Source organism: Azospirillum sp. UENF 312511 (genome assembly GCF_058780635.1).
The window spans coordinates 891791-916215 of sequence record NZ_JBSNCG010000005.1 but is presented as its reverse complement, the minus strand read 5'-3'; the positions used below and the strand labels follow the sequence as shown (position 1 = coordinate 916215).

The following is a 24425-nucleotide window of genomic DNA, read 5'->3' as shown; positions in this document are numbered from 1 at the left end:
AGGAGCGGTGACAAGGGGCGCCTCAGCCGCCGGCCGGGGCGGACAGGTCGCGGACGAAGAGGAGGCGGTCGTGCCCGTCGTGCTTGGGCTTGCGCGCGAACACGCTCATGCCGACCGACAGCATCCCGCGCACGCTGGCCGTGTTCTCGGGCCGCACGGTGGCGAACCAGTAGCGGTGCCGGTCCGGCGGCAGCACCCCCTGGGCGGCGGTTTCGATCAGGCGCCGGTGCAGGCCCTGCCCGCGCCGGTGCGGATGCACGAGAATGCCGGTGAAGTGCAGCGCCCGGTCGAGGTCTCCGTCCGGAAGGCCGTAGTCGCGGCCCAGATTGTGGTCGGTCCGACCGGGAAACTGCACGGCGAGGAAGGCGGTGAGGCCATGGTCGGTCAGCGCGCCGAGCACCACGCCATGCCCTCCCGCCGGCCCGGCCAGCATGTCCGACAGCTCGGCCTCGCCGAGCGGGTGCATCAGCGGGCCGCAGGCCTCCCGTTGCAGCGCCAGGACGGCGCCCAGCGAGTCCGGGGTGAGAGGAACGAAGCGCAGGCCGGTCATCGTCCGCCCTCCATCCGCGAGGGCCGCGTGTGGGACGGGATGGCCCGCCGCCACGTCAACAAGGCGAAAAGCAGCAGGCTGCCGGCCAAAAGCCCGCCGATCAGGCCCACCCCCTCCGGGCCGGCGCCCAGCGGGACGGCGGCGGCCAGCGTGCCGAACAGGATCGGTCCGGCGGCCTGCCCCAGCTTGCGGGTGTTGACGTGCAGGGCGAGCACGGAATCGCGTCGCCGCGCCTCGCGCGCCGCCAACAGTTCGACGTGGCGGATCTGGGCGGACAGGCCGAAGCTCTCCGCAAGGCCGATCAGGAACACCGTCGCGAAGGCCGTCCACAGCGACGCCTGGAGACCGAACAGGGCCAGCGCCCCGGCGATCATCGCCGCCGACAGCAGCGTCACCCCCGGAATCGGCAGGCGCCGCGCCGCCATCCGGGTCAGCAGCGGCCCGGCCAGAACGACGCACAGGCCGTGCAGCAGGTAGGCGCGGCCCACCGTCGCCGACGACAGGCCGAGGTCCGCGATGAACAGCGGCAGATAGAAGGGCAGGAACATCGCCGCCACCGCGGTGGGCAGGGAGATCAGCGCCAGGAACAGCGGCACCTTGATGCGCCGGTGCCGTGGGCGGACCGTCGCGCTGCCGGGCGAGGGAACGGCCGCAGCGTCGCAGTGCGCGTCCGGCGGGGCGGTTCCGGGCAGGCGGGGAACGCCGAACGCGGTGTAGAGCAGCCCCGCCAACGGGATCAGGGCGCCCGCGGCGAACACCGTCACCGCTCCGTAGGTGGTGGAGAGCAGGGCGCCCGACACGGCCCCGCAATTCACCCCGGCGTACATGCCGGCGAACAGGCCGGATTGCAAGGCCGAGGTGTCGGAAACCCCGCGCAGCCGCCCGATCAGGGCGTTCGCGGCGATCAGCCCGGCCATGCCGCCCGCCCCGCTCAGCCCGCGGGCCAGGACGAACAGCAGCGGGTCGGCGGCCCCCGCCGCCACGGCGGCCAGCGCCATTCCCGCCGCCGCCGCCGCGAAGCCGGCCAGCGAGACCACGCGCCAGCCGAACCGTCCGGTCAGCCGTCCGGCGGCCAGCGCCGCCGCGACCCCGAACAGCATTTCCGCCGTCAGGGGCGCCGCGGCGACCTGGGACGGCGACAGCAGGGGGAAGGGGTTCCCGCCGAAGCTGGTCATCAGCAGCGGGACGAAGGACACCGGCAGAAAGGCGCCGAAATACATCAGAAAGGCCGAGAAGCGGATGGAGCCGGCGAAATCGCCGCTCGCGTCCGGCGCGGGCCCGACGGGTTCGGCCCGCCCGTCGCCCAAGCGGCGGGCCATCCGCGTGCGCCCGCCCAGCACGCGGTCCATCTCGAACATGAACAGCAGCGAGGTGACGAGGATGGTCGCCATGTCCAGCCCGAATTCGGTCAGCTGCGCATCAACCCGGTCTCCGTCCACCACGGCCACCAGCTCGCGCGCCTCGCCGCCGCGGTCCTGGGCGAGCGGCCAGCGCAGCGTCACGTCCGGCATATCCGACAGGAAGGGAATGCCGCCAAACGCATGGCGTGCCTCCTGGGTCGGCGGGGTCGCGCCGGGCGGGGCCAGCTCGATGGAGCGCAGGGTGGGCATGCTGGCGCGGATGCGCTCGAAATAATCATCCACCCCGGCCAGCGACCCATAGTCCAGCCCGCGGCGGACCACCGATTCGACGTCGTTGCGGATCATCCGGGCGACGATCTGGGTCGCCTGTTCGGCGGCCTCCAGATGGGCGGTGGAGATCAGCGTGTAGCATTCCGCCGCCGCCGCGGTCTGGGCGGCGAGCATCGCGCCGAGCGCCAGCAGCCGGCGCAGGCGCTCCAGCCGGACCCGGCGGCCTTCCGACGCGCGGCGCAGGCCGAAGGCCATCACCAGACCGGTCAGGCCGAGGAAGCCGACCGTCCCCAGCCCCGTCCACAGGAGCTGCGGCAGGGTGCGGTCGCGGAACTCCTCGACGCGGTCGTCCACCCTGGCGCTGTCGGACTGGATGATGAGAAAGCCGGCGGGAGCGTCGACCGGCCGGCCGGCCGGCTCCGCCTCGCCGGGGGGGCGGATCGGCAGATAGAGGGCGTAGGTGCCGTTGTCGGCATCGTGCCGGAACCAGTGGGGGCGCCGCTCCAGCTCGGCGCGGGCGCGGCGCAGGGTGGCCTCAGGCATCGGTTCCACCGGCCGTCCTCTGGCGGTGGCGACGATGCGTCCGTCCGCCACCGCCACCCCGATCCCCCGCGCCCAGGGCAGATTGGCGGCGAGCTGGTTGAGGATCGCCTCCAGCCCGTAGAAGTCGTCCAACGGCTTGCCGTAGCCCAGCGCGTCCTGGACGTTCTCCACGGTCTTGCCGCCGACCACCGCGAAGGCGGCCATCAGCGTACCCGCGTAATTCTGGCGGAAGGAGCCGAGATTGATGCTTAGGCTGAAGGCCAGCGTCACCCCGACCAGAAGCACGGACACCAGAAAGGCGCGGAGGGGGCTGGAGCGGCCGGACGGGGCGCCGGATGAGGCCATGGCTAGAGCACTCCGTGCAGTGAATCCGCCGCCAGCAACGCCGGGAAGGGGATGCGGTAGCCGATGGCCGCCGCGGTCGCCGCGTTCCAGGCGATGGACGGCGTGTCGAAATAGACCTGCGGCAAGTGGCGCAGCGGCTCGCCGGCCATGACGCGGGCGAGGGTGGCAGCGCCGAAATGGCCGATGCCCGCCATGTCGGCACGGGCGATGCTCATCAGCGCGCCGCGCTCCACCTCCTCGGGGCCGAGCTGCGAGAAGGTCGGGATGCGCTGTTTCAGGAAGGGCCGAGCCAGCGAGGTGAAGCGGTCCAGCGGCCAGCGCCCGTAGGTGATGTAGACGGCATCCGCCTCGCGCGACAGCGCTTCCCAGGCCGCGGTCAGATCGACCTCGTAGCGGTATTGGTCGAGGTGGTCGATCGGCGCGCGGACGTGCCGCTCCACCAGTTCGAACCCGATCCGCTCGGCCGTCGCCTCGATGTCGGGCAGCGAGGCGATGGCCCGGCCCGTCGGGCTGTCGTCGTAGGCGATGCCCAGCCGCCGGAACTGGAAGGTTTTGTGGAAGATGGACAGCTGGCGCTGGAACCGCTGCGGGTCGAGATGCGCCCACACATGATCGCGCCCGGTGTCGGTTTCCGACGCGACGATCCCGGCGGCAACCGGGTTGGTGCAGGAGAAGGCGAGGACCGGCACCCGGTGGGCGTCGGTCGCCAGGGCGACGCCGGCGACCGTCCCCATGACGATCATCAGGTCGAATTCGCCCGGATCCTGCAGACGCCTCACCAGCGCCGCGGCCCCCTCGGGGGTCAGGTTGGTGGCGTGGGCGTCGGGGACAAAGTCCAGGACCGGGCTGCCGGCGCGGGCGGTCAGCCAGGACCACAGGCCGGCGGTGTCGGTCTGCCCCGGGTGGTAGGGCATGCCGGTCAGCGCGCCGATCCAGCCCATCCGCTCAAACTCGCCGAGGATGGCGGCGAGCGTCGCGGCGTAGTTGCCGTAGGGCATGGATTCGGCGTAGCCGATGCGCCAGCGCCGCGGCACGTCACGGACCGATGGGAGCGGTCGGGGGGCGGCCAGCACCGCGGCCGGCGGGCAGAGGGCGCCGAGGCCGGTGGCGGCAGCCCCGGCCATCCAGCCGCGGCGGGTGATCGCCGCGGCTCCGGCTGTGTCCGCAAGGGCTCGACGGTGGGACGGTGGGGCGGCTGGGCTCATTCCGTCTGGTCCTCCCTTGCGCTCGACCGGTAGCGGCGGACGACCCGCGGCCCGAGAAGCGGGACCGCGCTGGGGCGCAGCCCGGACCGTGCCGCGATGTCCTCCGCCGTGATCCGGTGCTCGCCCTGCCGTCCGATCAGGACGGCCTCGTCGCCCGGCTGGACGCCGGTGATGTCGGTCACGTCGGCCAGCAAACTGCTCATGAAGGGGCGTCCCAGGACCGGCGCCGGGCGCCCCCGGATCAGCAGGACCCCGCCGGCCAGCCGGTGCAGGTGGTGACCGTCGGAGAAGCCGAAGGGCAGGACCGCCACCGGCGTGCGCCGGGGCGCCGCGCTGGCGGCGGCGTAATCGGCGACGTCGCCCGGCTCCAGCGCCGTCACGCGGGTGACGCGGGCCTTCACGCTCATCACCGGGGCCAGGGGGAGGGGCGTGTCCCCGTCGGCCATGCGGATGCCGAACAGGGCGGCGCCGCAGCGCACCGCCGTGCAGCCGATGCGCGCCGCGGCCCCGGTCAGCAGGGGCCGGCCGAGCGCCACGCTGCTGAGCGCGTGGACCAGCGGCGGCAGCAGCCCGGCGGCCCGCGCCGTGTCGACCGCCTCGCCGAACCGCTCCAGCTCCGCCAAGCCGCCGTCCTCGTAATGGCCGTAGGCGCCGGACAGGTGGGTGTAGAGCCCTTCCAGCCGCAGCGCCGGCGCGCCGGCAACCGCGGCCAGCACGTCGGTCAGGTCCGCCCGCGGCGCCCCGAAGCCGGCAAAGCCGGTGTTCACCCGGACATGCACATCGACCGTCCGGCCGGCGCGGTTGGCGGCGGTGGCGAGGGCCCGCGCCTCCGCCGCGCTGGTGACGGTTGCGCCCAGCCGGTGCAGGGCGGGCAGCCGCAGCTGGCTGGGCAACGGCGGGTCGATCACCAGGATGGGAGCCGTGATTCCGGCTCGCCGCAGGGTGATGCCCTCGCCCATGTCGGCGACCACCAGCCCGTCGATCCCGAACCGCTGGAGCGCCCGCCCGACCGGTCCGCCGCCGTGGCCGTAGGCGTCCGCCTTGACCACGCCGAAGACGGCCTGACCAGGGGGAAGGCCACGGCGCAGCTGATCCAGGTTCCGGCCGAGGGCGTGCAGATCGATGTCCGCCCAGGCGGTGGTGCTGCCCCGCCGGCCCGTCCGCGTTCCCGTCATGCAAGGAACTTCGCGCTGATGTCGGTCGAGGATTCCCTGCCGATCTTGTCGAAATGCTGATCCAGGAATTCTTCGGCCTTGTGGCGGCCCGTTTCGAACATGTAGGTCAGGAAGTCCCAGTCGGCGTTCAGCTTGCTGGTGACGCCCAGCTTCTCCACGACCTCTTCGGCGTCGACGGTGTGGATGTGCATCTTCTTGTGCTTCTCCGGGCTGAGTTCGCCGGAGTCGATCAGCTTGGAGACGAAGTCGACAACGCGCAGCTCACGCATCATGCTGGAGTTGAAGCTGAGCGTGTTGACGCGGTCCATGATCTCGCGGGCGGTGCGCGGCGGCACCGGCACGCGGACCGGGTTGATCTGGACGATCAGGATGTCGCGGCTGTCGCACTGGTCGATCAGCGGGAACAGCGGCGGGTTTCCGGAATAGCCGCCATCCCAGTAGAAGGCGTTGCCGACCTGCACCGCCTGGAACAGGAAGGGCAGGCAGGCCGAGGCGAGCACCGCGTCCACCGAGATGTCCTTCGGGCCGAACACCTTCAGCCGGCCGGCGCAGACGTCGGTCGCCGCGATGAAGGTCTTGCAGGCCGGCGCCTTGCGCAGCCGCTTGAAGTCCACCACGTCCGACAGCACGTCGCGCAGCGGGTTCATGTTCATCGGGTTCAGCTCGTACGGCGACATCATGCGCGACAGCGCGTCGAACATCTGCCAGAGCGGGGAGAAATCCATGTTCCCCTTGCTGAACATCTTGTCCAGCGGGGTCGGCTGGAGCGGCCCCTTCTTCGCCTCGTCGGAAATGCGGCGCCAGAATTCGCGCAGCTTGCTCCGCGCCCCCTCGGGGCCGCCGATGGTCAGGCCGTAGGCGGTGACGGCGCAGTTCATGGCGCCAGCGCTGGTTCCGACGATGCCGTCGATGGTCAGGCGCCCGTCTTCCAGGATGCGATCGAGCACGCCCCAGGTGAAGGAGCCGTGGGCACCGCCCCCCTGGAGCGCGAGGTTGATCGGCTTGGCGCTCTTCCGGTTGGCGGGCTGGACGGCGTGGGTGGGCATGGTCTGGTCGGGCGGCATGGATGGCTCCGGTCGTTGACGTCTTGGGTTGGAGGTCGGTGGGGTGGGAATGAGCGCGCTCGGGCGGCGGTGCGGGTCAGAGCGCCGGCTTCATCGTCTTGGTGGGGGGAGTGGAGGGGAGCTTGGGCGGACGCGTTCTGGTCAGCACGCCGTGCTTGGTCGCGCGCCGCGACTGCGGCGTGTCGGGGGGCGGCTTCGCCAGCAGGTCGCGATGGTCGGGAACCGCGCTGCGCAGGTAGCTGCGGATCTGCTGAATCCATTTGCGCGCCAGTTCTTCGGAGATGGACAGCTCCGCGGCGATGTCCGCGTAGGGCTGTTCCTCGATGAAGCGCATGCGGGCGGCTTGGCGCATCCGCTCGTCCCGGATGCCGTCGAGCAACTCCAGAACCTTGGCGAGCAGGGCGCGGTCGGCGTTGGTGCGTTCCGGGTCCATGGCGTCCCGGCCGCTGGTCCCGTCGGCGATGGAGGCGATCTCGACGAGGGAGCCGACCAGGACGGGATAGCGCTGGTGGGCGCGGTGCCGGTCGATGAAATGGTTGATGGCGGTGCGGCGCAGCCAGGTGCGCGTCTTGATGATGGACCGCGCGTAGAGGGGAAGGGCTTCCGACAGATTGATGCAGAGCCCGCTCAGGCAGTCGTGAATTTCCTGCCTGTTTCCTTTGCACAACCTGTGATATGTCCAAAACAGATCGGTGTAGTGGCGGCACCAGAAGACCCAGAAGGCCGTCTGATCGCGGGTCGCGATGCGCTCCAGAAGGCCGGAATCGTCCAGCTCGTGGAGATTTTCACCCGTATGGGAGTGAAGCCGGGGTGATCCAGCCATGGACAGAGAAGGCCAGGAGCGTTTCGGTTCCCGCTGCCGGTCCAACGCCGATCCGGTGGGGGTGCCCCCCAGAGGTTGCATTCTTTGCTGCATATGACGTCCCTTGCGCGTTTTGCTCAAGGGACGCTCGCCAAGTTCTATGCGTGAACGAAATGGATATACTTTTTTTCGAAATACCTATGTATTTCGTACGATCTTATCTAAAAAATGGCCTATCAAAACGCAACCGCACTATGTCTTGATAATCAAGCCATGGCTATACGCGCGCATGCAGGCGCATCGGTTCTGTCGGTTGGTATCGGAGGATGGCGAAGCGGCTAGTAACGCCGCGCGGCAACAGGCCGTTCAGAAGAATGAGGATGACGATTTATTAACCAAGAAAACAAATTCCTCGGCCCCGGTGCCGAAGAGTGTTTCCAAAATTCTACATTTCAGGACGTTTGCGCTGCCGTGCGCGGGGCCATTCGAATCTTGCGTCGAATGGCAGGAGTGGAGGGGCTCGAACCCCCAACCCCCGGTTTTGGAGACCGGTGCTCTACCAATTGAGCTACACTCCTGTCGCCGCCTTGCAGCGGGAAGCCGCTTGTAGGCGATTTCCGGGCCGTGCACCAGAAGAAAAATGCGACGGTCGTGTTTGAAACGCGCTTTCACCGCAGCGACAAGGAACTTGGCGGTGAAACGGACGGACGCGAGCGCCGTCGGCCGCAGCGCGCGCAACGGGGAAAGAAAAAATTCACCAAGAAACGTTTCATTATGACAAAAAATGAATAATGACCGCTTCCCGGCAGCAGAATTCATCCTTTTTTGAAAATACAGATGTCAATTTTAAAAGATAATGGGGCAGCGGCCCTGGCCGCCCGGGGAAACCAGGCCATCGATGACGGGCGCGGCGTCATGAGGCGGTGAGGCCGTGGCATTCCATGACCGCTTGGCAGAGCGGGCACCGGATGCAGCGTGCGAACAAGCCCAGGGGCTCCTCTCCACCCGGTCTTCGCCGGCATCGATCGAGGTCCGGACCATCCGATCTTTGGGGACCGCTGCCACGTGTTACTGTGAGGCAATCCGCCGGAGGAACTCGGGACGCAGTGCAGATGGACAGAATGAGTGCTCAGGATCGGCTGATGGCGTGGTCGCGGACCCCGCATGCTCCCGACACCCGGGATCTGGCCCGCATTCTGCTCCATCGTTGCAGCGGCCGGCAGGCTTCCTACGTCCATGGGCTCGGGCTGGAGGCGGGCGCGCTGGCCGCGCTGATCGACGTGCATTTCCCGGCCGCCGCCGTGGGTTGGACGCCGGGCACCTGCTTTTCCGATCACGTCAAGCGCTTGGGCGGGGTCCGATGCGGGTGTGCCGGGGTGACGGCGGCCGTATCGCGTGAGGAGGGCAACAGCACGGACGATTGGCTCCTGCGCGAGGAACGGGACTTTCGCGATCTGTTGATGCGCCATCGCCTGGAGAACGATGCGTCGGCGCTGCCGCTTGCCGATGTCATCGCCCGGGCCTGTCTTGAGAACGACCATCTTTGGCGCAGCCTGGGTTTGGCGGATCGTCCCCATTTGGCGGCGCTCCTTGCCCGCCATTTCCCGTCCTTGGCCGAGGCCAACACGCGGAAACTGCGCTGGAAACGCTTCTTTTATGAATGCCTGTGGGCTGAAGGGCGTCCGGTTTCAAGGTCGACGGTCTGCGACGCATGCCTGCATCAGGCCGAATGCTATGACGGCACCGCTTCATACCATCAGCGTAGAGCCTGACACATCAGGCTCCACGCGTGTCCTCGAACGGCGGGCGCGGCCGTCCGGAGGCATGATTTACCGTGCTCTCGACTCCGGTCGCCGCAACGCGCGGGTTGCGAGCAGCCGGCGTGGGAGATGGCGGGCCAAGCCGATGGCGATGCCGGTGCCGTGCAGCATCGCGGTGGAAAGCACGAAGCCCAGGCCGTAGAGGAAGGGGTCTGCGGTTTGCGGCATCTCGGTGCCATGGGCATGGCCGTGCAGCACCGCGAAGGCTCCGACCAGGATCGCGGCGGCGGCGGCCGGCACGCGCTTGTTCAGCAGCACCAGCAGCCCGAGCACCGCCACCGAGGCAGCGATTCCGGCTTCGACCGCCGGAAGCTCGATTCCGGCCATGCCGAGCACGGCACCGCTGGACAGCATGGCGATGAAGGCCGTCGGCAGCAGCCAGATCGCGCGGCCGCCATTCTGCGCCGCCCAAACGCCGACCGCCAGCATGGTCAGCAGATGGTCGATGCCGCTCAGCGGGTGGAGAAGCCCCTGAACGAACATCGCGTCGCCGGCATGGCCGGTGTGGGCGGCCGCCGGCAGGGCCAGCGTCGCCGCGAGAAGGCCGGCGGTGCCGGCGGAAAGCAACCTGTTCATCGGAACGATCTCCTGTGGGGTTCGACCGGCCGCTTCGCCCCGGTCAGGCGAGCAGGGAGGCCTTCAGATGCCCTCGTCCGGCTTCCGCCTCGTCGACTTGGCGAAGCAGGTCGAGGGTGATCCGTGCGTCGGCTTCCTCGACGCGGGAAAGAGCGAAGCCCAGATGGACCAGGACCCACTGCCCGACCTGATCGGACAGGGCTTCGCCCGGTTCGACGATGCAGGAAAGGTTGACCTCCCGCCGTTCGCCCAGGATGTCGGCGACGGCAAGCATCCGCGCGGCGTCGGCGATGGCGATGATCCTGGCCGGAACTCCAAGGCACATGGCAGGGCTCCTTGTCGCGGCGGTCACGCCACTTCCAGTTCGACCAGCGTCAGATCGTCGCCGCCGCGCGGGGTCAGGCGCAGGCCGCCGCAGGCCGGGCAGGGGGCGATCCGTGTCGGGACCTCCCTCTCGCGGGCGCAGTCCTCGCACCAGACGAGGCCGGGCGGCTGGTGGATGTCGACCGTCGCACCGTCGGCCAGTGTGTCGCGTCTGATCACGTCGAAGGCGAAGCGAAGGGCGTCCGGATCGACGCAGGCGAACTGGCCCACCGCCAGCTTGATCCGCGTGACGCGATGAAAGGCGTGGCGCCGCGACTGCTCCTCCAGCAACTCCAGCAACCGTTCGCACAGTGACAGCTCATGCATCATCCTTCTCCGCTGTGAGAGCCGGCGGCTGCGGGACCTGATTGGGAAACTCCGTGGCGGATCGACCATGCCCTGGCGCGTCATCGCTGGAAAAACGGAGATGGCGGATCGATGGTAGGCCACCCAACAGGCGGCTTGTTGAGATTGTTCTCAAAAATTACCACTGAACGATGAGTATTGCAAACATAAAATCAAAAAAATAGGGATGGATTTGATCAATGAAAGAGGGTTGATAAGCCATTTCTATGGCGCAATAAGCAGGTCTTATTCTGAATTCATCGGTGATTATTTATGGTGAGCCGGAATGTCGCATGTCGCTGCGTGACGGTTGGGTGCAGAGTTGGACAGCGGACGCCGGAACCTCACCGCCCGCACCTGTCGCCACAGCCTGGGTTTCGGCCACATCATGGAACATGCAACCGCCTGCGCGGCCCCGCTCCCCGCTCCGCTGTCCCTGGCTCACCCGCTGTCCCATCACGGATTCCGGCTGGTGCCGGCGACCGTCTACACCGGATCGGGCATCGACCGGCGGGAGGAGAAGATCGTCGACGAGGTGCCGGTCGGGCTGCTTTATGCCGACGATCTCTTCGCCGTCATGTTGGCGACGCCCACCGACCTGGAGGATTTCGCCACCGGCTTTTCCCTCAGCGAAGGGATCGTCGGCAGCGCCGATGAACTGGCCGTCACCGCCATCGACGAGCTGACGGACGGAGTCCGCATCCGCATGCAGTTGCCGGTGGAGCGGCTTGCCGCCCTGCTGCGCCGCAAGCGCAACCTGATGGGCGGTTCCGGCTGCGGCCGTTGCGGCACCGACAGTTTCGCGGAAACCCTGAGGCCGCTCGATCCGGTCCGGTCCACCGCCTGCTTCGCGCCGGACGCGATCCATCGTGCGATGGCGGCCTTGCCGTCGGGGCAGAGCCTGAACCGGGAGACCGGGGCGGTCCATGCCGCCGGGTTTGCCCGGCCCGACGGCGAGCTGGTGGCGGTGCGCGAGGACGTCGGCCGGCACAACGCGCTCGACAAGCTGATCGGGGCGCTGGCCCTCGCCCGCATCGACCCCACCGGCGGCTTCGTCGTGGTGTCGAGCCGCTGCTCCTTCGAGTTGGTCCACAAGACGGCCGCCGCCGGCATCCCGCTGATCGCGGCCATCTCCGCCCCGACCTCGCTGTGCCTGGGTTTCGCCGCAACGGTGGGGGTCGGGGTCGTCGCCTTCGTGCGCGAACGCCGCCTCACGGTCTACGCCGTCCCGTCGCGGGTCGCGATGTCCGCGTGAACCGCGCCGGAGTCAAAAAGAACCGCGGGCTGGTTCATCGCCAGCCCGCGGTTTTTTGCGGTCAGTGGGTCGCCGCCGGTTGCCCGATCGACGGCAGCGGCTTGCGTGGCGGCAGCGGGGTCAGGCCGCCGAGGCCCTTGCGGTAGATCAGCCAATAGATGCCGCCGACAAACACCGAGCCGCCGACGATGTTGCCCAGCGTGGCGAACAGCAGGTTGTGCAGGATGCCCCCCGCCGTGATCATCGACACGTCCAGCCCGGCCGGCACATGGCCCGTCACCTTGAGCAGGTAGGCCAGCGGCAGGAAATACAGGTTGGCGATGCAGTGTTCGAAGCCGGCGGCGACGAAGGCGGCGACCGGCAGGGTCAGCGCGACGATCTTGTCGGTCACCGTCCGGCCGGCGTAGGCGAGCCACACCGCCAGGCAGACCAGCAGGTTGCACAGGATGCCCTTGAAGAAGATCGTCACGGCGTCCGGGGCGATCTTGCCGATGGCGAGCTTGAGCACCGCCGCGCCGACCGCGCCATTGTTCATCTCGGTGTGGTGCGACAGGTAGATCAGGATGACGAGGCCGATCGCCCCGACGGCGTTGCCGATCCAGATTGTCGCCCAGTTGCGCAGAACCTGCGCCGTGCTGATCTGGCCGTTGGCCCGCGCCATCACGATCAGGCAGTTGCCGGTGAACAGCTCCGCCCCGCCGACCATGACCAGCGACAGGCCGAGCGAGAAGACCAGCCCGCCGAGCAGCCGCTGGACCGCGAAGCTGAGGGCGGGATCGGCCAGCACGATGACGAAGAACATGCCGCCCAACCCGATGCCGCCGCCGGCGACCACCGCCAGCATGAAGCTGGGCAGGAATGGCATCGTCGCCTTCTTCACCCCCAGCTTTTCGACCTTGTCCTGGATCTCGGCGGGCGCATAGGCGTCCATGCCAAGAACCGGCGTGTCTTTCGACGCAGAGTCCCCCATGGCGAAACTCCTTCCCATGTCTTGAGTTGCCCCGAACACCGGATCAGCCCACTGTCTCGTAGGCCTCGAACCCTTCGCCGCGGACCAGCCGGTCGTGAACGGCCTCCACGGAGTGGCGGACGGTGCTGGTGACCGGCGCGAAGAAGCTGGTGTCCTCCGGCTGGATGCCCAGGAACAGGATCTCCGGCACGGTCTCGCGCAGGCTGTCGATCAGGAAGTTCAGCGGGATGGCGTGGGTGGTGACCATGAACTGCTCGGCGACGCTGTCCTGCTCGATCAGGCGGACCGCGCCCGGCGGAAGCTGCATGTCGGCGGCATCGACGATCAGCACCCGGCGCGGCGCCAGCGAGCGGACGTGGTGGGTGTGGTTCTCCGGGACATCCTCGCCGTCCACCACCGTCCAGCCGGGGGCGGGCTCCTCGTCGAGGAGCTGGGCCAGCAGCGGACCGGCGCCGTCGTCGCCGCGCAGGACGTTTCCAACCGTGAACACGACATCGGTCATGACAGCCGTCTCCCCATCAGATAGATCGCCGGTTCGCGCCGGATGGCCTCCAGCGCCGTGGCCAGCCCGTCCAGCCACGCCGCCACATCGGGCGGGGCGGTCGGCCGCGCCGCCGCGATGGCCGCCAGCAGCGGCCGGGTGTGGGTGCCGTCCACCGTGATCTCGCCGAAGCGGAGCAGGCCGGACAGCTTGCGGTGCGCCTCCTCGTGGTCCCGCAGCGCGTCCAGGACGCGGTCGAACAGCGCGGTGGGGCAGCGGAAGGCCGGTTTGAAGCAGTCGAAGACCCCGATGTGATGCCCGATGGCCAGCGAATAATAGACCACCTGCTTCGCGTCCTCCGGGATGTCTTCCTTGCGCTCCAGCACCTTGGCGTTCAACTGGTAGAACACCACCTCCGGCTCCCGGCCGCGGCCGCTGCGCAGGCCGGGGATGGAGCCGGGGTCGGCGTGCGCGAGGGTGCTCATGGCGCCTCTCCCCGGATGGTCCGCTGCACGACCTCGGCCAGCCGCCCGATGATCTCGGCGCGGCGCGGGTCGCGCTCCGCGGTGATGGCTGCCGTCATGCGGTCGGGCAGGGTCAGGACGCCGGGGGCGCTCGCATACCCTTCCAGCAGGGCCATGAACTCCTCCACGATGGCGCGGCCCTGGCGGTAGCCGGCCATGCGCCGCGCCTCGCGCTCCAGCCGGACCCGCAGCGCGTAGGGGATGTCGGGATGGGGCAGGGCGGCGGCCTCGCCCGCGGCCTCGACATGGGTTTCGGCCTTCAGCTTCTGCTCCAGCAGGCCGAGCGCCACGGCGAAGCCGTGGATGGTCGCGGCCGGCGTCGGCGGGCAGCCGGGGATGTAGACGTCCACCGGCACGATGTTGTCGGTGCCGCCCCAGACACAGTAGAGGTCGTGGAAGATGCCGCCGGTGCAGCCGCAGGCGCCGTAGGAGACGACGATCTTCGGATCGGGCGCCGCCTCGTAGGCGCGCAGCGCCGGCATCCGCATGGAGCGGGTCACCGCCCCGGTGAACAGCAGGATGTCGGCGTGGCGGGGCGAGGCCACCACCTTGATGCCGAAGCGCTCCGCGTCGAACACCGGGGTGATGGACGAGAAGATCTCGATCTCGCAGCCGTTGCAGCCGCCGCAATCGACGCGGTAGACGTAGGCGGAGCGCTGGATGTTCTTCAGCAGTGCCGTCTTCATTGTGGCGATCTGGTCGCTGGTGGAGACCGGCGACATCTCCGCCACCAGGGCGTTGGGGGCGAGTGGTGCGTTCATGGCGTGGTCTCCAATTCCTTGACCGAATGCCCGGCCTCCGAGTGCCGGGCGTCCATTTGCCGGGCGATCCCCATGGTGGCGATCTGGTGGACGTCCTGGGCGCGCTTGCAGGCCGGGCAGGTCGCGACGGTCAGGCGCAGCCGCTCCGCCTCCTCCTCGCTGCGGGCCGTCTGGCCCAGCAGGCGGGCGACGTAGTCGACCTCCTTGGCCGGGGCGAAGGGCTTGCCGCAGCAGGCGCAGCCGGCCAGCGTGAAGACGGCCTTGCGCGTCAGGTCAGCCTTGCTGCCCACCGCCAGCTCGAAATCGGCGGACAGGCGGATGGCGCCGGTCGGGCAGGATTCCTCGCAGCGGCCGCAGAAGACGCAACGCCCGTAGTTGATCGACCAGGTGCGGCTGCCGGCGGCGGTGTCGGTTTCCATCTGGATGGCGTTGGCCGGGCAGGCGACGGTGCAGGCCGCGCAGGCGATGCAGTCCTCCGCCCGGTGTTCCGGCTTGCCGCGGAAGTCCTTGCAGACCTCCATCGGGGCGAAGGGGTACTTGACCGTCGCCTCGCCCGTGCGGAGGATTTCCTTGAGTAGCTTGAGCATTGGTCGCCCCCGTCACTTCAGCGGTGAGTCCGTGCGTTCGCGGCAGTAGCGCTCCATCTCCTTGTAGGCGATGGTCTTGGAGCGCTTCTTGCGGACGTCCACCACGGTCACGCGGTCGGTGCAGGAATAGCAGGGGTCGATGCTGCCCACGATCAGCGGGGCGTCCGACACCGTATTGCCGCGCAGCATGTAGCGCAGCACCGGCCAGTTGTTGTAGGTCGAGGCGCGGCAGCGCCAGCGGTAGAGCTTCTGGTTGTCACCGGTCATCGACCAGTGGATGTCCTCGCCGCGCGGCGCCTCGGTGAAGCCGAGCGCGAACTTGTGCGGGACATAGGTGAAATCCTCGGTCAGCACCGGGCCGGCGGGCGCCTTGTCGAGCAGCGTCTCGATGATCCACAGGCTGTCGAAGAACTCCGCCACCCGCACCAGCGTGCGGGCCAGCACGTCGCAGCCCTGCTCCACATGGACCGGCATGTCGAGCAGCTTGTAGCCGGCGAAGGCGTGGTCGGCGCGGGTGTCGCGGCGGTGGCCGCTGCCGCGCACCACCGGCCCGACCGGGCTGTAGTCGCGGGCGATCTGCGGGTCGAGCCGGCCGACGCCCTTGACGCGGCCGCTGACGTTGGCGGTGGACAGCAGCACCTCGACCAGCCGGGTCACGTCGTCGCGCAGCTCGGCGACCAGCTCGCGCGTCCTGGCCTGCTGGTCGCCCAGGATGTCGCGGCGCACGCCGCCGATTAGGTTCAGCGCGTAGGTCTTGCGGGCGCCGGTCAGCAACTCCGCCAGCGTCATCGCCTTCTCGCGCACGCGGAAGAACTGCATGAAGCCGGTGTCGAAGCCGATGAAATGGCAGACGAGGCCGAGGTTCAGCAGATGGCTGTGCATCCGCTCGGTCTCCAGCAGGATGGCGCGGATGGCCTGCGCCCGCGGCGGTACGGCGATGCCCAGTGCGTTCTCCACCGAACTGGCGTAGGCGACGCTGTGGGCGTAGCCGCAGATGCCGCAGACGCGGTCGGCGAGGAAGGTCACGTCGTTGTAGCCCATCCGCGTCTCGGCCACCTTCTCCATGCCGCGATGGACGTAGAACATGCGGTAGTCGGCGTCGATGATGTCCTCGCCGTCGACGAACAGGCGGAAATGGCCGGGCTCGTCGGAGGTGATGTGCAGCGGCCCCAGCGGGACGACGCGGGTCTCCTGCTTGGCCTCGTTGATGAATTGGTAGGTCTCGTCGTCGCTGGTCGGCGCCGGCCGCAGCCGGTAGTCCATCGAATCCTTGCGCAGCGGGTACAGCTCGTCCGGCCAATCGTCGGGCAGGACGAGGCGGCGTTCGTCGGGCAGCCCGACCGGGCGCAGGCCGAACATGTCGCGCACCTCGCGCTCGCCCCACACGCAGGCGGGCACCCGCGGGGTGACGGAGGGGAATTCCAGCGTGTCGGCGGGCACCTCGCAGCACACCACCACATGGCACCGGTCGACGCCCTCCATGGACAGGACATAGTAGACGGCGTAGGCGCCGTTCAGCGGCCGCTCGTCGTTGCCGACGACCACCGACAGCCAGCCGTTGTGGTCGTAGTAGAGGCTGGCGACGACGTCGGGCAGCGACACCGGCTTGACCGTGATGGTCACCTGGGCGCCGGTCTGCCAGGATTCGTCGAGGATGGCGTGGGGCAGGCTCTCGCGCAGGGAGGCGATGTAGCCGCTCCCGACCCGTTCCGGAGTGATGAGGTTCATTTGGAAATCTCCGTCTGCGAGAGGCTGCCGGTCACCAGAAGACCACCGGCGCGCACCGTGTCGTATTGTTGCCAGGGGGCCGCGACCACCGGGCGGCTGTCGCCGTTCATCACCACCGCGGTCGCCTGCTGGACCAGATTGGACAGCGGCTGCGGCACGGCGAAGCCCAGCACCAGCACCAGCACCGCCAGGACGCCCAGCGGGGCCAGCGCCCTCCAGCCGACGTCACCCTTGGCCATCGTCTCCGGGCTCTTGCCCAGCACGCTGTCGGCGACGATCTTCACCAGCCCGGCGATGGTGATGCACAGGAAGAGCGCGACCAGCGCCATGATCCAGCCGTAGCCCTCGTTCAGCCCAGCCATGAAGACCATGAATTCGCTGACGAAGATGTTGAAGGGTGGGAAGCCGGCCAGCGCCAGGGCGCAGGCCATCATCAGCAGGCCGGTGGCCGGGGCCGCGCGCAGCACGCCCTTCACCGCCCGCAGGTCGCGGGTGCCGTACGTCATCAGCACGTTGCCGGCGGTGCAGAAGAACAGGGCCTTGGTGACGCTGTGGTTGATGGCGTGCAGCAACGCCGCGGCGATGCCGAGCGGCCCGCCGACGCCGAGCGCCACGACGATCAGCCCGACATTCTCGATGCTGGAATAGGCCAGCTTGCGCTTCAGGTCCTGCTGGACGAAGAACAGCAGCGACGACACGCCGACCGACAGCACGCCCAGCGTCAGCAGCAACATCTGCGGGAAGCCGACGCCCACCGTGCCGACGGTGATGACGTAGAAGCGGATGACGATCAGCAGGGCGCATTTCAGAAGCACACCCGACAGCAGGCCGGACACCGGGCTCGGCGCCTCGGAATGGGCGTCGGGCAGCCAGGCGTGCATCGGGAAGATGCCGGCCTTGGTGCCGAAGCCGATCAGGGCGAAGACGAAGGCCAGCTTGACCAGCATCGGGTCCAGCTCGGCGGCGTGGCCGATCAGCGCCGTCCACAGCACCGCCTGGTGCGGGTCGGCCAGCACGTCGGCGGCGTTGGAGAAGACCAGCACGGTGCCGTAGAGGCCGAAGGCGACGCCGACCGTGCAGATGACGACGTATTTCCAGGCGGCCTCCAGCGAGGATTTCTGCCCGTACAGCCCGACCAGGAAGGCGGAGCCGAGAGTCGTCGCCTCGATCGCCGCCCACATCATGATGATGTTGTTGGCGGTCACCGCCAGCAGCATGGTGAACAGGAACAGGCTGAAGAAGCCGTAGTAGACCCGGACCTTGCCGGCGTCGATGAGGCCGGCCTCCAGGTCGTGCCGGATGTAGGCGATCGAATAGAGGCCGGTCAGCAGGCCGACCACGCCGATCAGCATCATGAAGACGGCGCCGAGCGCGTCGACGAACAGCCAGTCGCCGAAGGCGGCGATGGCGCCGTTCGACAGCACCTGGACCAGCGCGGCGGTGCTCAGCAGGAAGACGTAGCCGATGGAGCCCAGATGGATGCGCTCCAGCAGCGCCACGCTGCCATGGTCGGTCGCCAGAGCCTCGGGCAGCGACTCCCGGAACCAGGGCAGGGTCAGCAGGAACACCGCCACCGCCAGCGGACCGATCAGGAGAAGTGGGGGAAGGATCGAGGGTACCATGGCGGTCATCCCTTCAGGCTCGTGAGCTGGCGCGCGTCGAGCGTGTGCAGCGTGTCGAAGATCCGCGACCCCAGCGCCGCCATCACCACCACCGCGAAGATGGCGTCGGTGGCGATGCCGATCTCCACCAGCTCCGGCGCGTTGGGGGCCAGCAGGGCCAGGGTCAGGTGCGACCCGTTCTCCATCAGGCAATAGCCGAACACCTGCTTCAGGATGTTCCGCTGCGCCACGATGCAGCCGAGCCCGATGAAGAAGAGGGCGAGCGACACCGCCAGCGCCGGCTTGATGGCGTCGGCCGCCGGCAGCGTCACCTTGGACGCGACGCCGAAGCACAGGATGACGGCGACCGCGGCGCCGACGATGGACAGCGCCGTCGGCATCACCGCCCCCGACCCGATGGCCGGATCGCTGAGCCGGCGGAAGGCCCGATACATGATCGCCGGGACCAGGATCACCTTGGTCAGCAGCGCGGTGAAGGACCAGAGATACAGCTCGCCCGACCCGGTGGCCCCCGCCAGCGCCACGAACAGCATCACCAGAATGAAGCTCTGCAGCGCGTAGAAGCGGGCGGAGTTGGCCGGATTGCCGGCGAGCGTGACCAGAAGGGAGCTGACGATCAGCAGGCCCGACAGGCCGTTGACGATGAGAAATCCATTCATGACCGTTCCCTCCCTCAACCGAGCCACGAGGCGGCGATGGAGCTTGAGACCACCGTCATCACCACCAGGGCGACCAGCACGAACTTCATGCCGGCCGGCAGCGGGGCCGCCGCGGCCATGGTGGTGGACGGCTTGCCGGGCACCGAATGGCCCAGCCATTTCAGGAACCAGGCGAAGGAGCCGACCGATTCCGCCAGCGCGATGACGACCAGAAGCATCAGCGCCCAGTGCTGCGCCCCGACCTCGAAGCCGCCGGCGAAGATGGCGAACTTGCTGAAGAAGCCGTTGAAGGGCGGCACGCCGGTGATCGCCAGGGCGGCGCAGACGAAGGCGACGCCGAGCAGCGGCGACTTGGTGACGATGCCGCGCAGCGACGGCAGCAGGCGCGTTCCGGCGGTGTAGCTGAGCGCGCCGGCGACCAGGAAGAACAGCGTCTTGGCGAAGGCGTGGTTGAAGATGTGCGCGATGGCGCCCTTGAAGGCGAGGTCGGAACCGAAGACCGACAGCGACAGCGCCAGCAGGATGTAGGCGAGCTGCGTGATGGTCGAGTAGGCGAGCAGGCGCTTCAGGTCGACCTGCGGCAGATACATGAAGAAGCCGTAGACCAGCGTCAGCACCGCCATGATCGAGCCGACCCAGCCGACGATCTCCGGCGCGCCGCCCGCCGACATCAGCCCGCGGGCGAAGATGTAGACGCCGACCTTCACCATGGAGGCTGCGTGCAGGTAGGCGCTGACCGGAGTCGGGGCCTCCATGGCGTCGGGCAGCCACATGTGGAAGGGCAGCTGGGCGGATTTGCCCCAGGCGGCGACCAGGATCGCCAGCAGGACCACCGCCTTCATCCCCGGCGCCAGATCGGCGATGGCGGAGAGCGCGAAGGTGCCGGTCGACAGGAACAGCAGCGCCGCTGCGACGTAGAGGCCGAGCGAGGCGACGTGGGTGACCAGCAGCGCCTTGGCCGCCGAGCGCAGCGCCTTCGGCGATTCATAATAGCCGATCAGCGCCCAGGAGCAGGCGCCCGTCAGCTCGAAGAAGGCGAGCTGGCCGACGATGGTGGAGCTGAAGACCAGCCCGGTCATCGCGCCGATGAACACCAGCAGGAAGGCGTAGAAGCGCCGCCGGCCGATGTCGGGATGCTCGCGGTTGCCGGCGTTCAGGTAGGCGGCGGAATAGACCGCCACCAGCAGGCCGATGGCGATCACCGCCAACGCGATCAGAACGCTGACGCTGTCCACCACCAGCCCGAGGATCGAGACCGATCCGAAGGAGATCAGTTCGTAGGTGCCGCCGATCTTGCCGTCGCCGAGCAGCGACATCGCGAGGATGGCGATCACCGCGACGGTGGCGGCGGCGAAGCCCTGGCACAGCCATTTGGCCGAGGCCCGTTTCGATGCGGCGATCACCGCCGCACCGCCGAAGGGGACGAGGATGGCGGCCAGCGCCAACAGCCCGAGCGGTTCCGTGGGGAGTGTTATCATGATGCTGCCCCTCGCCGGCTCACAGGCCGACCAGATAGAAGACGAAGGCGAGCGAGGCGGCGCCGACCCCGATCCAGCTGTGCTGGGGGGTCAGGCGGAAGCGGACGCGCGCGACGCTGTTCTCGACCACGCCGACTGCGGCGAAGATCAGGACCAGCTTGATGGCGAAGGCGACCAGCCCGAACAGCAGCCCGAAGAAGGACATCTCGGGCGCGCTGCCGAAGGGCAGGAAGACGCCGACGAACCAGGCGACGACGACCGTCTGCTTGAGCGCCATCGCCCATTTGATCAGCGCCAGGGACGGGCCGGAATATTCGGTCAGCGGGCCTTCCTGAAGCTCCTGCTCCGCCTCGGCCATGTCGTAGGGCAGCTTGCCCAGCTCGATGTAGATGGCATAGGCGAAGGACAGGGCGGCGATCACCGTCGCGGTCGCCGAGTGCACATGGCCGTCGGCGATGGCGCTGCCGATGGCGCCGAGGTTGGTCGAGCCGGCCAGCAGCGCCGCCACGAACAGCGACAGCAGCATCACCGGCTCCACCAGCACGCCCATGGTCAGCTCGCGGCTGCCGCCGATGCCGGAGAAGGAGCTGCCGCTGTCGATGCCGGACAGCGAGAAGAAGAAGCGGGCCAGCGCGAACAGGTAGATCACCGTGATCAGGTCGCCGATGGGCGCCACCGGCGTGAAGCGGGTCAGCATCGGGATGCCCATGGCGATGACCAGCACCGTCGTCAGCATTACCGCCGGCATCGCGCGGAAGGCGAAGCCGCTGTTCGGCGGGGTCAGGTCCTGGCGGGTCAGCAGCTTGGCGATGTCGCGGTAGTCCTGCAGCAGTCCCGGCCCGTGGCGGGTGTGCAGCTTCGCCCGGACCATGCGCGACAGGCCGGAGACCAGCGGTGCCGCCGCCAGCAGGAGGAGCGCCTGGAACAGCCCCAGGATGAAGTGTGAGAAGGTCAGCATGGCGTCCTCCCGTCAGACGGCCAGCGCCAGCAGCGCGATCAGCGCCGCGACGATGTAGAGGCAGTAGATCCGGAAATCGCCGCCCTGGATGACCTGCAGCCGCTTGCCGCCCGCATCGACCGCGCCGGCGATCGGGGCGATGACGCTCCGGTCGGCCAGCGGTTCGGTGCGGCGCGCCAGCGTGACCACCCGCTCGAAGCCGAGCGCGATGCCGGTCCAGCGCCCGGCGATCGAGCGGCGCAGGGTGTAGAGCGGCGCGAAGAACATGCGGATCGGCTGGGCGAAGCTGCCGGCGGTGGCGGGCATGTGATGGTCCGGCAGATAGCCGGCCGCCCAGGGGGCCGCCACCTTGCGGTCGCCGCCGCACTCGGCGGCGAAGGCCGCCTTCAGGCCGATCGGCAGGACGGCCATGGCGATCAGCAGAATGGCGATCAGCGGGGTGGAGAGCGTCGCCTGCTGCGCGTCGCCCGGCAGCAGGGTGGCGCCGACGGCCAGCGTGACCGGAGCCGCGCCGATGGTCGCCGCCGCGATGCGGCCCATCACCGGCGCCACCAGCGGGGCGAGCAGGCCGAGCGCCACGCAGGCGACGGCCAGCACCGCCATGCCGGCGACCATCGCGGCCGGCGCCTCGCGGGCCTCCTCGGCCTTGCGGCTGCGCGGCGCGCCGGCGAACATGATGCCGTAGGCCTTGACGAAGCACATCACTGCCAGCGCGCCGGTCAGCGCCAGCATGACGGCGGCGATGGGGGCGGCGAACTTCACCAGGGGTGTGCCGTCCAGCGCCGCGGCGAACAGCGCCTGGTAGGTGTACCATTCCGACACGAAGCCGTTCAGCGGTGGGATCGCCGAGATGGCCAGCGCGCCGACCAGGAAGGACAGGGCGGTCCAGGGCATGTTGCGGGCCAGCCCGCCCATCTCCTCCATGTCCTTGCTGTGCATGCGGAAGATGACCGAGCCGGCGCCCAGGAACAGCAGCCCTTTGAACACCGCGTGGTTCAGCAGGTGGTAGAGGCCGGCCATCAGGCCGAGCACCGCCAGCACCGGCTGGTGCAGCGCCATGCCGATCATGCCGGTGCCGACGCCGAGCAGGATGATCCCGATGTTCTCGACCGAGTGGTAGGCCAGCAGCTTCTTGATGTCGTGCTCGGCCAGGGCATAGACGACGCCCAGCACCGACGACACCGCCCCGAAGGCCAGCACCAGCAGGCCCCAGCCGAGCATCGCCGGACCGGCGCTGGCGGCCAGCAGGTCGATGCCGACCTTGACGATGCCGAAGACGCCGATCTTGATCATCACGCCCGACATCAGCGCCGAGGCGTGCGACGGCGCAGCCGGATGAGCGCGCGGCAGCCAGATGTGCAGCGGGATCATGCCGGCTTTGGCGCCGAAGCCGGCGAAGGCCAGCAGGAAGGCGACGCTGTCCAGCGGGGCCGGCAGCGGATGGGCGCGGAAGGCGGCGAAATCGAAGCTGCCAGCTTGGTTCGCCATCAGGAAGAAGGCGGCCATGATCAGCACCGAGCCGCCATGGGCGACCAGGAAGTAGAGGAAGCCGGCGCCGACCGCCTCGTCGTCCTGGTCGAAGATGACCAGGAAGTAGGAGGCCAGCGACATCATCTCGAAGAAGATGAGGAACCAGAAGGCGTTGTCGGCCGCCACCACCAGCATCATCGAGGCGATAAAGGCGTTCATGAAGAAGCCCATCGCCCCGACGCCGCGCCCGGCGTATTCGCGCACATAGGCGAAGCCGTAGATCCAGGCGACCAGCGACAGCAGCGAGATGACCGCGATCATCAGGCCGGCCAGCGGGTCGAGCCGCAGAACGAAATGGGCGAAGGGGTAGGGGCCGGCGGCGTCGAGCACGGTCGGCTGGCCGGCCGCGATGGCCGTCAGCCCGGCGCCGAGCCCGGCGAGTGCCGCGGCGATGCCGACGCCGCTGCCGCCAAGACGGATGTCCCCCTCCCGACGCTTCAGGAGGAGGCAGAGGATGCCGCCGCCGCAGGACAGCAGCAGCGACATGATGAGCAGGGAGAGTGGAATCATGGGTCCAGCCCCTCCAGCGAGGCGAGCGGCGTTTCAAGACTGACCGGTGCCGCCGCAGCCAGCGTGCGCTTGACGGCGGCCGCTTGGCGGGTGGCATCGGCGTCTGCCGCGTAAAGGGCGGCGGTCGGGCACACGCGCACGCAGGCCGGCCCGTCGCCGGAAAAGGCGCAGAGATCGCATTTCACCGCCACGCTGCGGACGCCGATCTCCCAGGCCAGCAGCGGATCGAGCGCTGCCGAGTGGCGTGGCGTGGCGGCGGCGATGCCGGCGACCCCGGCGATGCCGGTGCCGCTGGGCGTGATGGCGCCGAAGGGGCAGGCCAGCGCGCACATCTTGCAGCCGATGCAGGCCTGCTCATCCAGCAGGATGGCGTCGGCGCCATGGGTGATGGCGTCGACCGGACAGACGCGGGCGCAGGGCGCGTCCTCGCACTGGTGGCAGAGGACGGGCCCGGTGTCGTCGCCGGTGCGCATGACGGCCAGCCGGGGATGCGCCTGCAGCCCCTGCTTTTTATGGGACTCGGTGCAGGCCGCCATGCAGGTGTTGCACCCGATGCACTTTCTCGGTTCCGCGATAACGAAGCGATTCATGTCCAGACCTCCGGCTTCCCGGGCGGGTGCGTCGAATCGGCCAATCAGGATCTGTTTTGAAAGTCCTGATAAGAAAACCTGATCGACCAATAAGAAGACAGTATTGGCTCGCGCACGCCCCAGCAGCCGCCTGTTGTCACGGACGGTGTGGCAGAAGGAGAGCCATCTGTTGCGAATCTTTGTCAGAGCAACGGCGATTCGTAATCGCCATCGTTGACTTCAATACGCTATTCCCCTGGGCGGCGCGATGTCAACTGGACACACAAAAAAAGTGGGTATAAGGTGTGCGACACAAAGACGGGAAGTTCTAAGGCGTTTTGATTGTCGAATGGCCTCCCATTAATTCCGATAAA

24 protein-coding genes and 1 tRNA gene are annotated in these 24425 nt (G+C 68.5%); 3 read left to right on the top strand and 22 right to left on the bottom strand.

Going from position 1 to position 24425, the window contains the following annotated elements:
* Window positions 1–22 precede the first annotated feature (22 nt).
* The 7 genes from ACWPN7_RS32550 to ACWPN7_RS32520 all read right to left on the bottom strand — a co-directional run bounded on the left by ACWPN7_RS32550 (window position 23) and on the right by ACWPN7_RS32520 (window position 7893).
* Window positions 23–550, bottom strand: a complete 528-nt coding sequence (locus tag ACWPN7_RS32550; RefSeq protein WP_459197498.1) for an N-acetyltransferase — start codon at window positions 548–550, stop codon at window positions 23–25.
* Window positions 547–3069 (bottom strand): MFS transporter, encoded by a 2523-nt coding sequence (locus tag ACWPN7_RS32545; RefSeq protein ID WP_459197499.1) that lies wholly within the window; start codon window positions 3067–3069, stop codon window positions 547–549. The genes ACWPN7_RS32550 and ACWPN7_RS32545 overlap by 4 nt, the downstream gene beginning before the upstream one ends.
* A gap of 2 nt (window positions 3070–3071) precedes the next feature.
* Window positions 3072–4274, bottom strand: coding sequence for an ABC transporter substrate binding protein (locus tag ACWPN7_RS32540; protein WP_459197500.1), 1203 nt, complete (start codon window positions 4272–4274; stop codon window positions 3072–3074).
* Window positions 4271–5449 (bottom strand): alanine racemase, encoded by a 1179-nt coding sequence (gene alr / locus ACWPN7_RS32535; protein ID WP_459197501.1) that lies wholly within the window; start codon window positions 5447–5449, stop codon window positions 4271–4273. The genes ACWPN7_RS32540 and alr overlap by 4 nt, the downstream gene beginning before the upstream one ends.
* Window positions 5446–6513, bottom strand: coding sequence for a patatin-like phospholipase family protein (locus tag ACWPN7_RS32530; protein WP_407823762.1), 1068 nt, complete (start codon window positions 6511–6513; stop codon window positions 5446–5448). Before ACWPN7_RS32530 ends, alr begins: the two co-directional genes overlap by 4 nt.
* A 76-nt stretch (window positions 6514–6589) precedes the next feature.
* A complete protein-coding gene (locus tag ACWPN7_RS32525; RefSeq protein ID WP_492273726.1) occupies window positions 6590–7336 on the bottom strand; it encodes an RNA polymerase sigma factor in 747 nt (248 codons plus the stop codon).
* A gap of 481 nt (window positions 7337–7817) precedes the next feature.
* Window positions 7818–7893, bottom strand: a tRNA-Trp gene (locus tag ACWPN7_RS32520).
* A gap of 46 nt (window positions 7894–7939) precedes the next feature.
* On the opposite strand from ACWPN7_RS32520, the gene ACWPN7_RS32515 reads away from it, so the two are divergent.
* Complete coding sequence (locus tag ACWPN7_RS32515) at window positions 7940–8107, top strand: hypothetical protein (RefSeq protein WP_160174853.1); 168 nt, start codon at window positions 7940–7942, stop codon at window positions 8105–8107.
* A 329-nt stretch (window positions 8108–8436) separates the two neighbouring features.
* On the top strand, window positions 8437–9087 hold the full coding sequence (locus ACWPN7_RS32510; RefSeq protein ID WP_451995816.1) for a nitrogen fixation protein NifQ: 651 nt from the start codon (window positions 8437–8439) through the stop codon (window positions 9085–9087).
* A 57-nt stretch (window positions 9088–9144) separates the two neighbouring features.
* Here the strand turns inward: ACWPN7_RS32510 and ACWPN7_RS32505 are convergent, their stop codons facing one another.
* Genes ACWPN7_RS32505 through hypA form a run of 3 tightly spaced genes read right to left on the bottom strand, consistent with a single transcriptional unit; the run spans window position 9145 to window position 10401 of the window.
* Window positions 9145–9711: a HupE/UreJ family protein gene (locus tag ACWPN7_RS32505; RefSeq protein ID WP_040136069.1), complete on the bottom strand. Its 567-nt coding sequence runs from the start codon at window positions 9709–9711 to the stop codon at window positions 9145–9147.
* 43 nt (window positions 9712–9754) lie between these two features.
* Entirely contained in the window at window positions 9755–10036 is a 282-nt protein-coding gene (locus ACWPN7_RS32500; RefSeq protein ID WP_040136071.1) for a HypC/HybG/HupF family hydrogenase formation chaperone, read from the bottom strand.
* A gap of 23 nt (window positions 10037–10059) precedes the next feature.
* The gene (hypA, locus tag ACWPN7_RS32495) at window positions 10060–10401 is read right to left on the bottom strand and encodes a hydrogenase maturation nickel metallochaperone HypA (RefSeq protein ID WP_040137113.1); all 342 of its coding nucleotides are present in this window, start codon (window positions 10399–10401) and stop codon (window positions 10060–10062) included.
* A gap of 406 nt (window positions 10402–10807) precedes the next feature.
* Here hypA and fdhD point away from each other — a divergent pair, with 406 nt between their 5' ends.
* Window positions 10808–11674 carry a formate dehydrogenase accessory sulfurtransferase FdhD gene (gene fdhD, locus ACWPN7_RS32490; RefSeq protein WP_451995813.1) on the top strand — a complete coding sequence of 289 codons (867 nt, stop codon included), beginning with the start codon at window positions 10808–10810 and terminating at the stop codon, window positions 11672–11674.
* A 61-nt stretch (window positions 11675–11735) separates the two neighbouring features.
* On the opposite strand, the gene ACWPN7_RS32485 is transcribed toward fdhD, so the two are convergent.
* The 12 genes from ACWPN7_RS32485 to ACWPN7_RS32430 are packed head-to-tail and all read right to left on the bottom strand — an operon-like array spanning window position 11736 to window position 24072.
* The gene (locus ACWPN7_RS32485) at window positions 11736–12644 is read right to left on the bottom strand and encodes a formate/nitrite transporter family protein (RefSeq protein WP_040136073.1); all 909 of its coding nucleotides are present in this window, start codon (window positions 12642–12644) and stop codon (window positions 11736–11738) included.
* A gap of 43 nt (window positions 12645–12687) precedes the next feature.
* The gene (gene hycI / locus ACWPN7_RS32480) at window positions 12688–13146 is read right to left on the bottom strand and encodes a hydrogenase maturation peptidase HycI (protein ID WP_040136076.1); all 459 of its coding nucleotides are present in this window, start codon (window positions 13144–13146) and stop codon (window positions 12688–12690) included.
* Window positions 13143–13610, bottom strand: a complete 468-nt coding sequence (locus ACWPN7_RS32475) for a formate hydrogenlyase maturation HycH family protein (RefSeq protein WP_149648944.1) — start codon at window positions 13608–13610, stop codon at window positions 13143–13145. Before ACWPN7_RS32475 ends, hycI begins: the two co-directional genes overlap by 4 nt.
* Entirely contained in the window at window positions 13607–14410 is an 804-nt protein-coding gene (locus ACWPN7_RS32470) for an NADH-quinone oxidoreductase subunit B family protein (protein WP_459197502.1), read from the bottom strand. The genes ACWPN7_RS32475 and ACWPN7_RS32470 overlap by 4 nt, the downstream gene beginning before the upstream one ends.
* Window positions 14407–14997: a formate hydrogenlyase complex iron-sulfur subunit gene (locus tag ACWPN7_RS32465; protein WP_149648946.1), complete on the bottom strand. Its 591-nt coding sequence runs from the start codon at window positions 14995–14997 to the stop codon at window positions 14407–14409. The genes ACWPN7_RS32470 and ACWPN7_RS32465 overlap by 4 nt, the downstream gene beginning before the upstream one ends.
* Window positions 14998–15009: 12 nt before the next feature.
* Window positions 15010–16725: a hydrogenase large subunit gene (locus ACWPN7_RS32460; protein WP_451995810.1), complete on the bottom strand. Its 1716-nt coding sequence runs from the start codon at window positions 16723–16725 to the stop codon at window positions 15010–15012.
* Window positions 16722–18347, bottom strand: a complete 1626-nt coding sequence (locus ACWPN7_RS32455) for a hydrogenase 4 subunit F (protein ID WP_247891421.1) — start codon at window positions 18345–18347, stop codon at window positions 16722–16724. The genes ACWPN7_RS32460 and ACWPN7_RS32455 overlap by 4 nt, the downstream gene beginning before the upstream one ends.
* 5 nt (window positions 18348–18352) lie before the next feature.
* Complete coding sequence (hyfE, locus tag ACWPN7_RS32450; RefSeq protein WP_200474769.1) at window positions 18353–19006, bottom strand: hydrogenase 4 membrane subunit; 654 nt, start codon at window positions 19004–19006, stop codon at window positions 18353–18355.
* A 14-nt stretch (window positions 19007–19020) separates the two neighbouring features.
* Window positions 19021–20484, bottom strand: a complete 1464-nt coding sequence (locus tag ACWPN7_RS32445; RefSeq protein ID WP_200474770.1) for a hydrogenase 4 subunit D — start codon at window positions 20482–20484, stop codon at window positions 19021–19023.
* A 19-nt stretch (window positions 20485–20503) separates the two neighbouring features.
* The gene (locus ACWPN7_RS32440) at window positions 20504–21442 is read right to left on the bottom strand and encodes a respiratory chain complex I subunit 1 family protein (RefSeq protein ID WP_200474771.1); all 939 of its coding nucleotides are present in this window, start codon (window positions 21440–21442) and stop codon (window positions 20504–20506) included.
* Window positions 21443–21454: 12 nt separating this feature from the next.
* A complete protein-coding gene (gene hyfB / locus ACWPN7_RS32435; protein ID WP_459197503.1) occupies window positions 21455–23482 on the bottom strand; it encodes a hydrogenase 4 subunit B in 2028 nt (675 codons plus the stop codon).
* A complete protein-coding gene (locus ACWPN7_RS32430; RefSeq protein WP_040136089.1) occupies window positions 23479–24072 on the bottom strand; it encodes a 4Fe-4S dicluster domain-containing protein in 594 nt (197 codons plus the stop codon). The genes hyfB and ACWPN7_RS32430 overlap by 4 nt, the downstream gene beginning before the upstream one ends.
* Between the last annotated feature and the right edge of the window lie 353 nt (window positions 24073–24425).

Excerpts from the sequence above, each read along its gene's own strand:
- ACWPN7_RS32545 (WP_459197499.1), bottom strand. The coding sequence starts at position 3,069 with ATGGCCTCATCCGGCGCCCCGTCCGGCCGCTCCAGCCCCCTCCGCGCC.
- ACWPN7_RS32540 (WP_459197500.1), bottom strand. The coding sequence starts at position 4,274 with ATGAGCCCAGCCGCCCCACCGTCCCACCGTCGAGCCCTTGCGGACACA.
- ACWPN7_RS32525 (WP_492273726.1), bottom strand. The coding sequence starts at position 7,336 with ATGGCTGGATCACCCCGGCTTCACTCCCATACGGGTGAAAATCTCCAC.
- ACWPN7_RS32455 (WP_247891421.1), bottom strand. The coding sequence starts at position 18,347 with ATGGTACCCTCGATCCTTCCCCCACTTCTCCTGATCGGTCCGCTGGCG.
- ACWPN7_RS32485 (WP_040136073.1), bottom strand. The coding sequence starts at position 12,644 with ATGGGGGACTCTGCGTCGAAAGACACGCCGGTTCTTGGCATGGACGCC.
- ACWPN7_RS32530 (WP_407823762.1), bottom strand. The coding sequence starts at position 6,513 with ATGCCGCCCGACCAGACCATGCCCACCCACGCCGTCCAGCCCGCCAAC.
- ACWPN7_RS32550 (WP_459197498.1), bottom strand. The coding sequence starts at position 550 with ATGACCGGCCTGCGCTTCGTTCCTCTCACCCCGGACTCGCTGGGCGCC.
- hyfB (WP_459197503.1), bottom strand. The coding sequence starts at position 23,482 with ATGATTCCACTCTCCCTGCTCATCATGTCGCTGCTGCTGTCCTGCGGC.
- ACWPN7_RS32505 (WP_040136069.1), bottom strand. The coding sequence starts at position 9,711 with ATGAACAGGTTGCTTTCCGCCGGCACCGCCGGCCTTCTCGCGGCGACG.
- ACWPN7_RS32460 (WP_451995810.1), bottom strand. The coding sequence starts at position 16,725 with ATGAACCTCATCACTCCGGAACGGGTCGGGAGCGGCTACATCGCCTCC.
- ACWPN7_RS32430 (WP_040136089.1), bottom strand. The coding sequence starts at position 24,072 with ATGAATCGCTTCGTTATCGCGGAACCGAGAAAGTGCATCGGGTGCAAC.
- ACWPN7_RS32440 (WP_200474771.1), bottom strand. The coding sequence starts at position 21,442 with ATGCTGACCTTCTCACACTTCATCCTGGGGCTGTTCCAGGCGCTCCTC.
- ACWPN7_RS32445 (WP_200474770.1), bottom strand. The coding sequence starts at position 20,484 with ATGATAACACTCCCCACGGAACCGCTCGGGCTGTTGGCGCTGGCCGCC.
- hypA (WP_040137113.1), bottom strand. The coding sequence starts at position 10,401 with ATGCATGAGCTGTCACTGTGCGAACGGTTGCTGGAGTTGCTGGAGGAG.
- ACWPN7_RS32500 (WP_040136071.1), bottom strand. The coding sequence starts at position 10,036 with ATGTGCCTTGGAGTTCCGGCCAGGATCATCGCCATCGCCGACGCCGCG.
- fdhD (WP_451995813.1), top strand. The coding sequence starts at position 10,808 with ATGGAACATGCAACCGCCTGCGCGGCCCCGCTCCCCGCTCCGCTGTCC.
- hyfE (WP_200474769.1), bottom strand. The coding sequence starts at position 19,006 with ATGAATGGATTTCTCATCGTCAACGGCCTGTCGGGCCTGCTGATCGTC.
- ACWPN7_RS32510 (WP_451995816.1), top strand. The coding sequence starts at position 8,437 with ATGAGTGCTCAGGATCGGCTGATGGCGTGGTCGCGGACCCCGCATGCT.
- ACWPN7_RS32465 (WP_149648946.1), bottom strand. The coding sequence starts at position 14,997 with ATGCTCAAGCTACTCAAGGAAATCCTCCGCACGGGCGAGGCGACGGTC.
- hycI (WP_040136076.1), bottom strand. The coding sequence starts at position 13,146 with ATGACCGATGTCGTGTTCACGGTTGGAAACGTCCTGCGCGGCGACGAC.
- ACWPN7_RS32470 (WP_459197502.1), bottom strand. The coding sequence starts at position 14,410 with ATGAACGCACCACTCGCCCCCAACGCCCTGGTGGCGGAGATGTCGCCG.
- ACWPN7_RS32475 (WP_149648944.1), bottom strand. The coding sequence starts at position 13,610 with ATGAGCACCCTCGCGCACGCCGACCCCGGCTCCATCCCCGGCCTGCGC.
- alr (WP_459197501.1), bottom strand. The coding sequence starts at position 5,449 with ATGACGGGAACGCGGACGGGCCGGCGGGGCAGCACCACCGCCTGGGCG.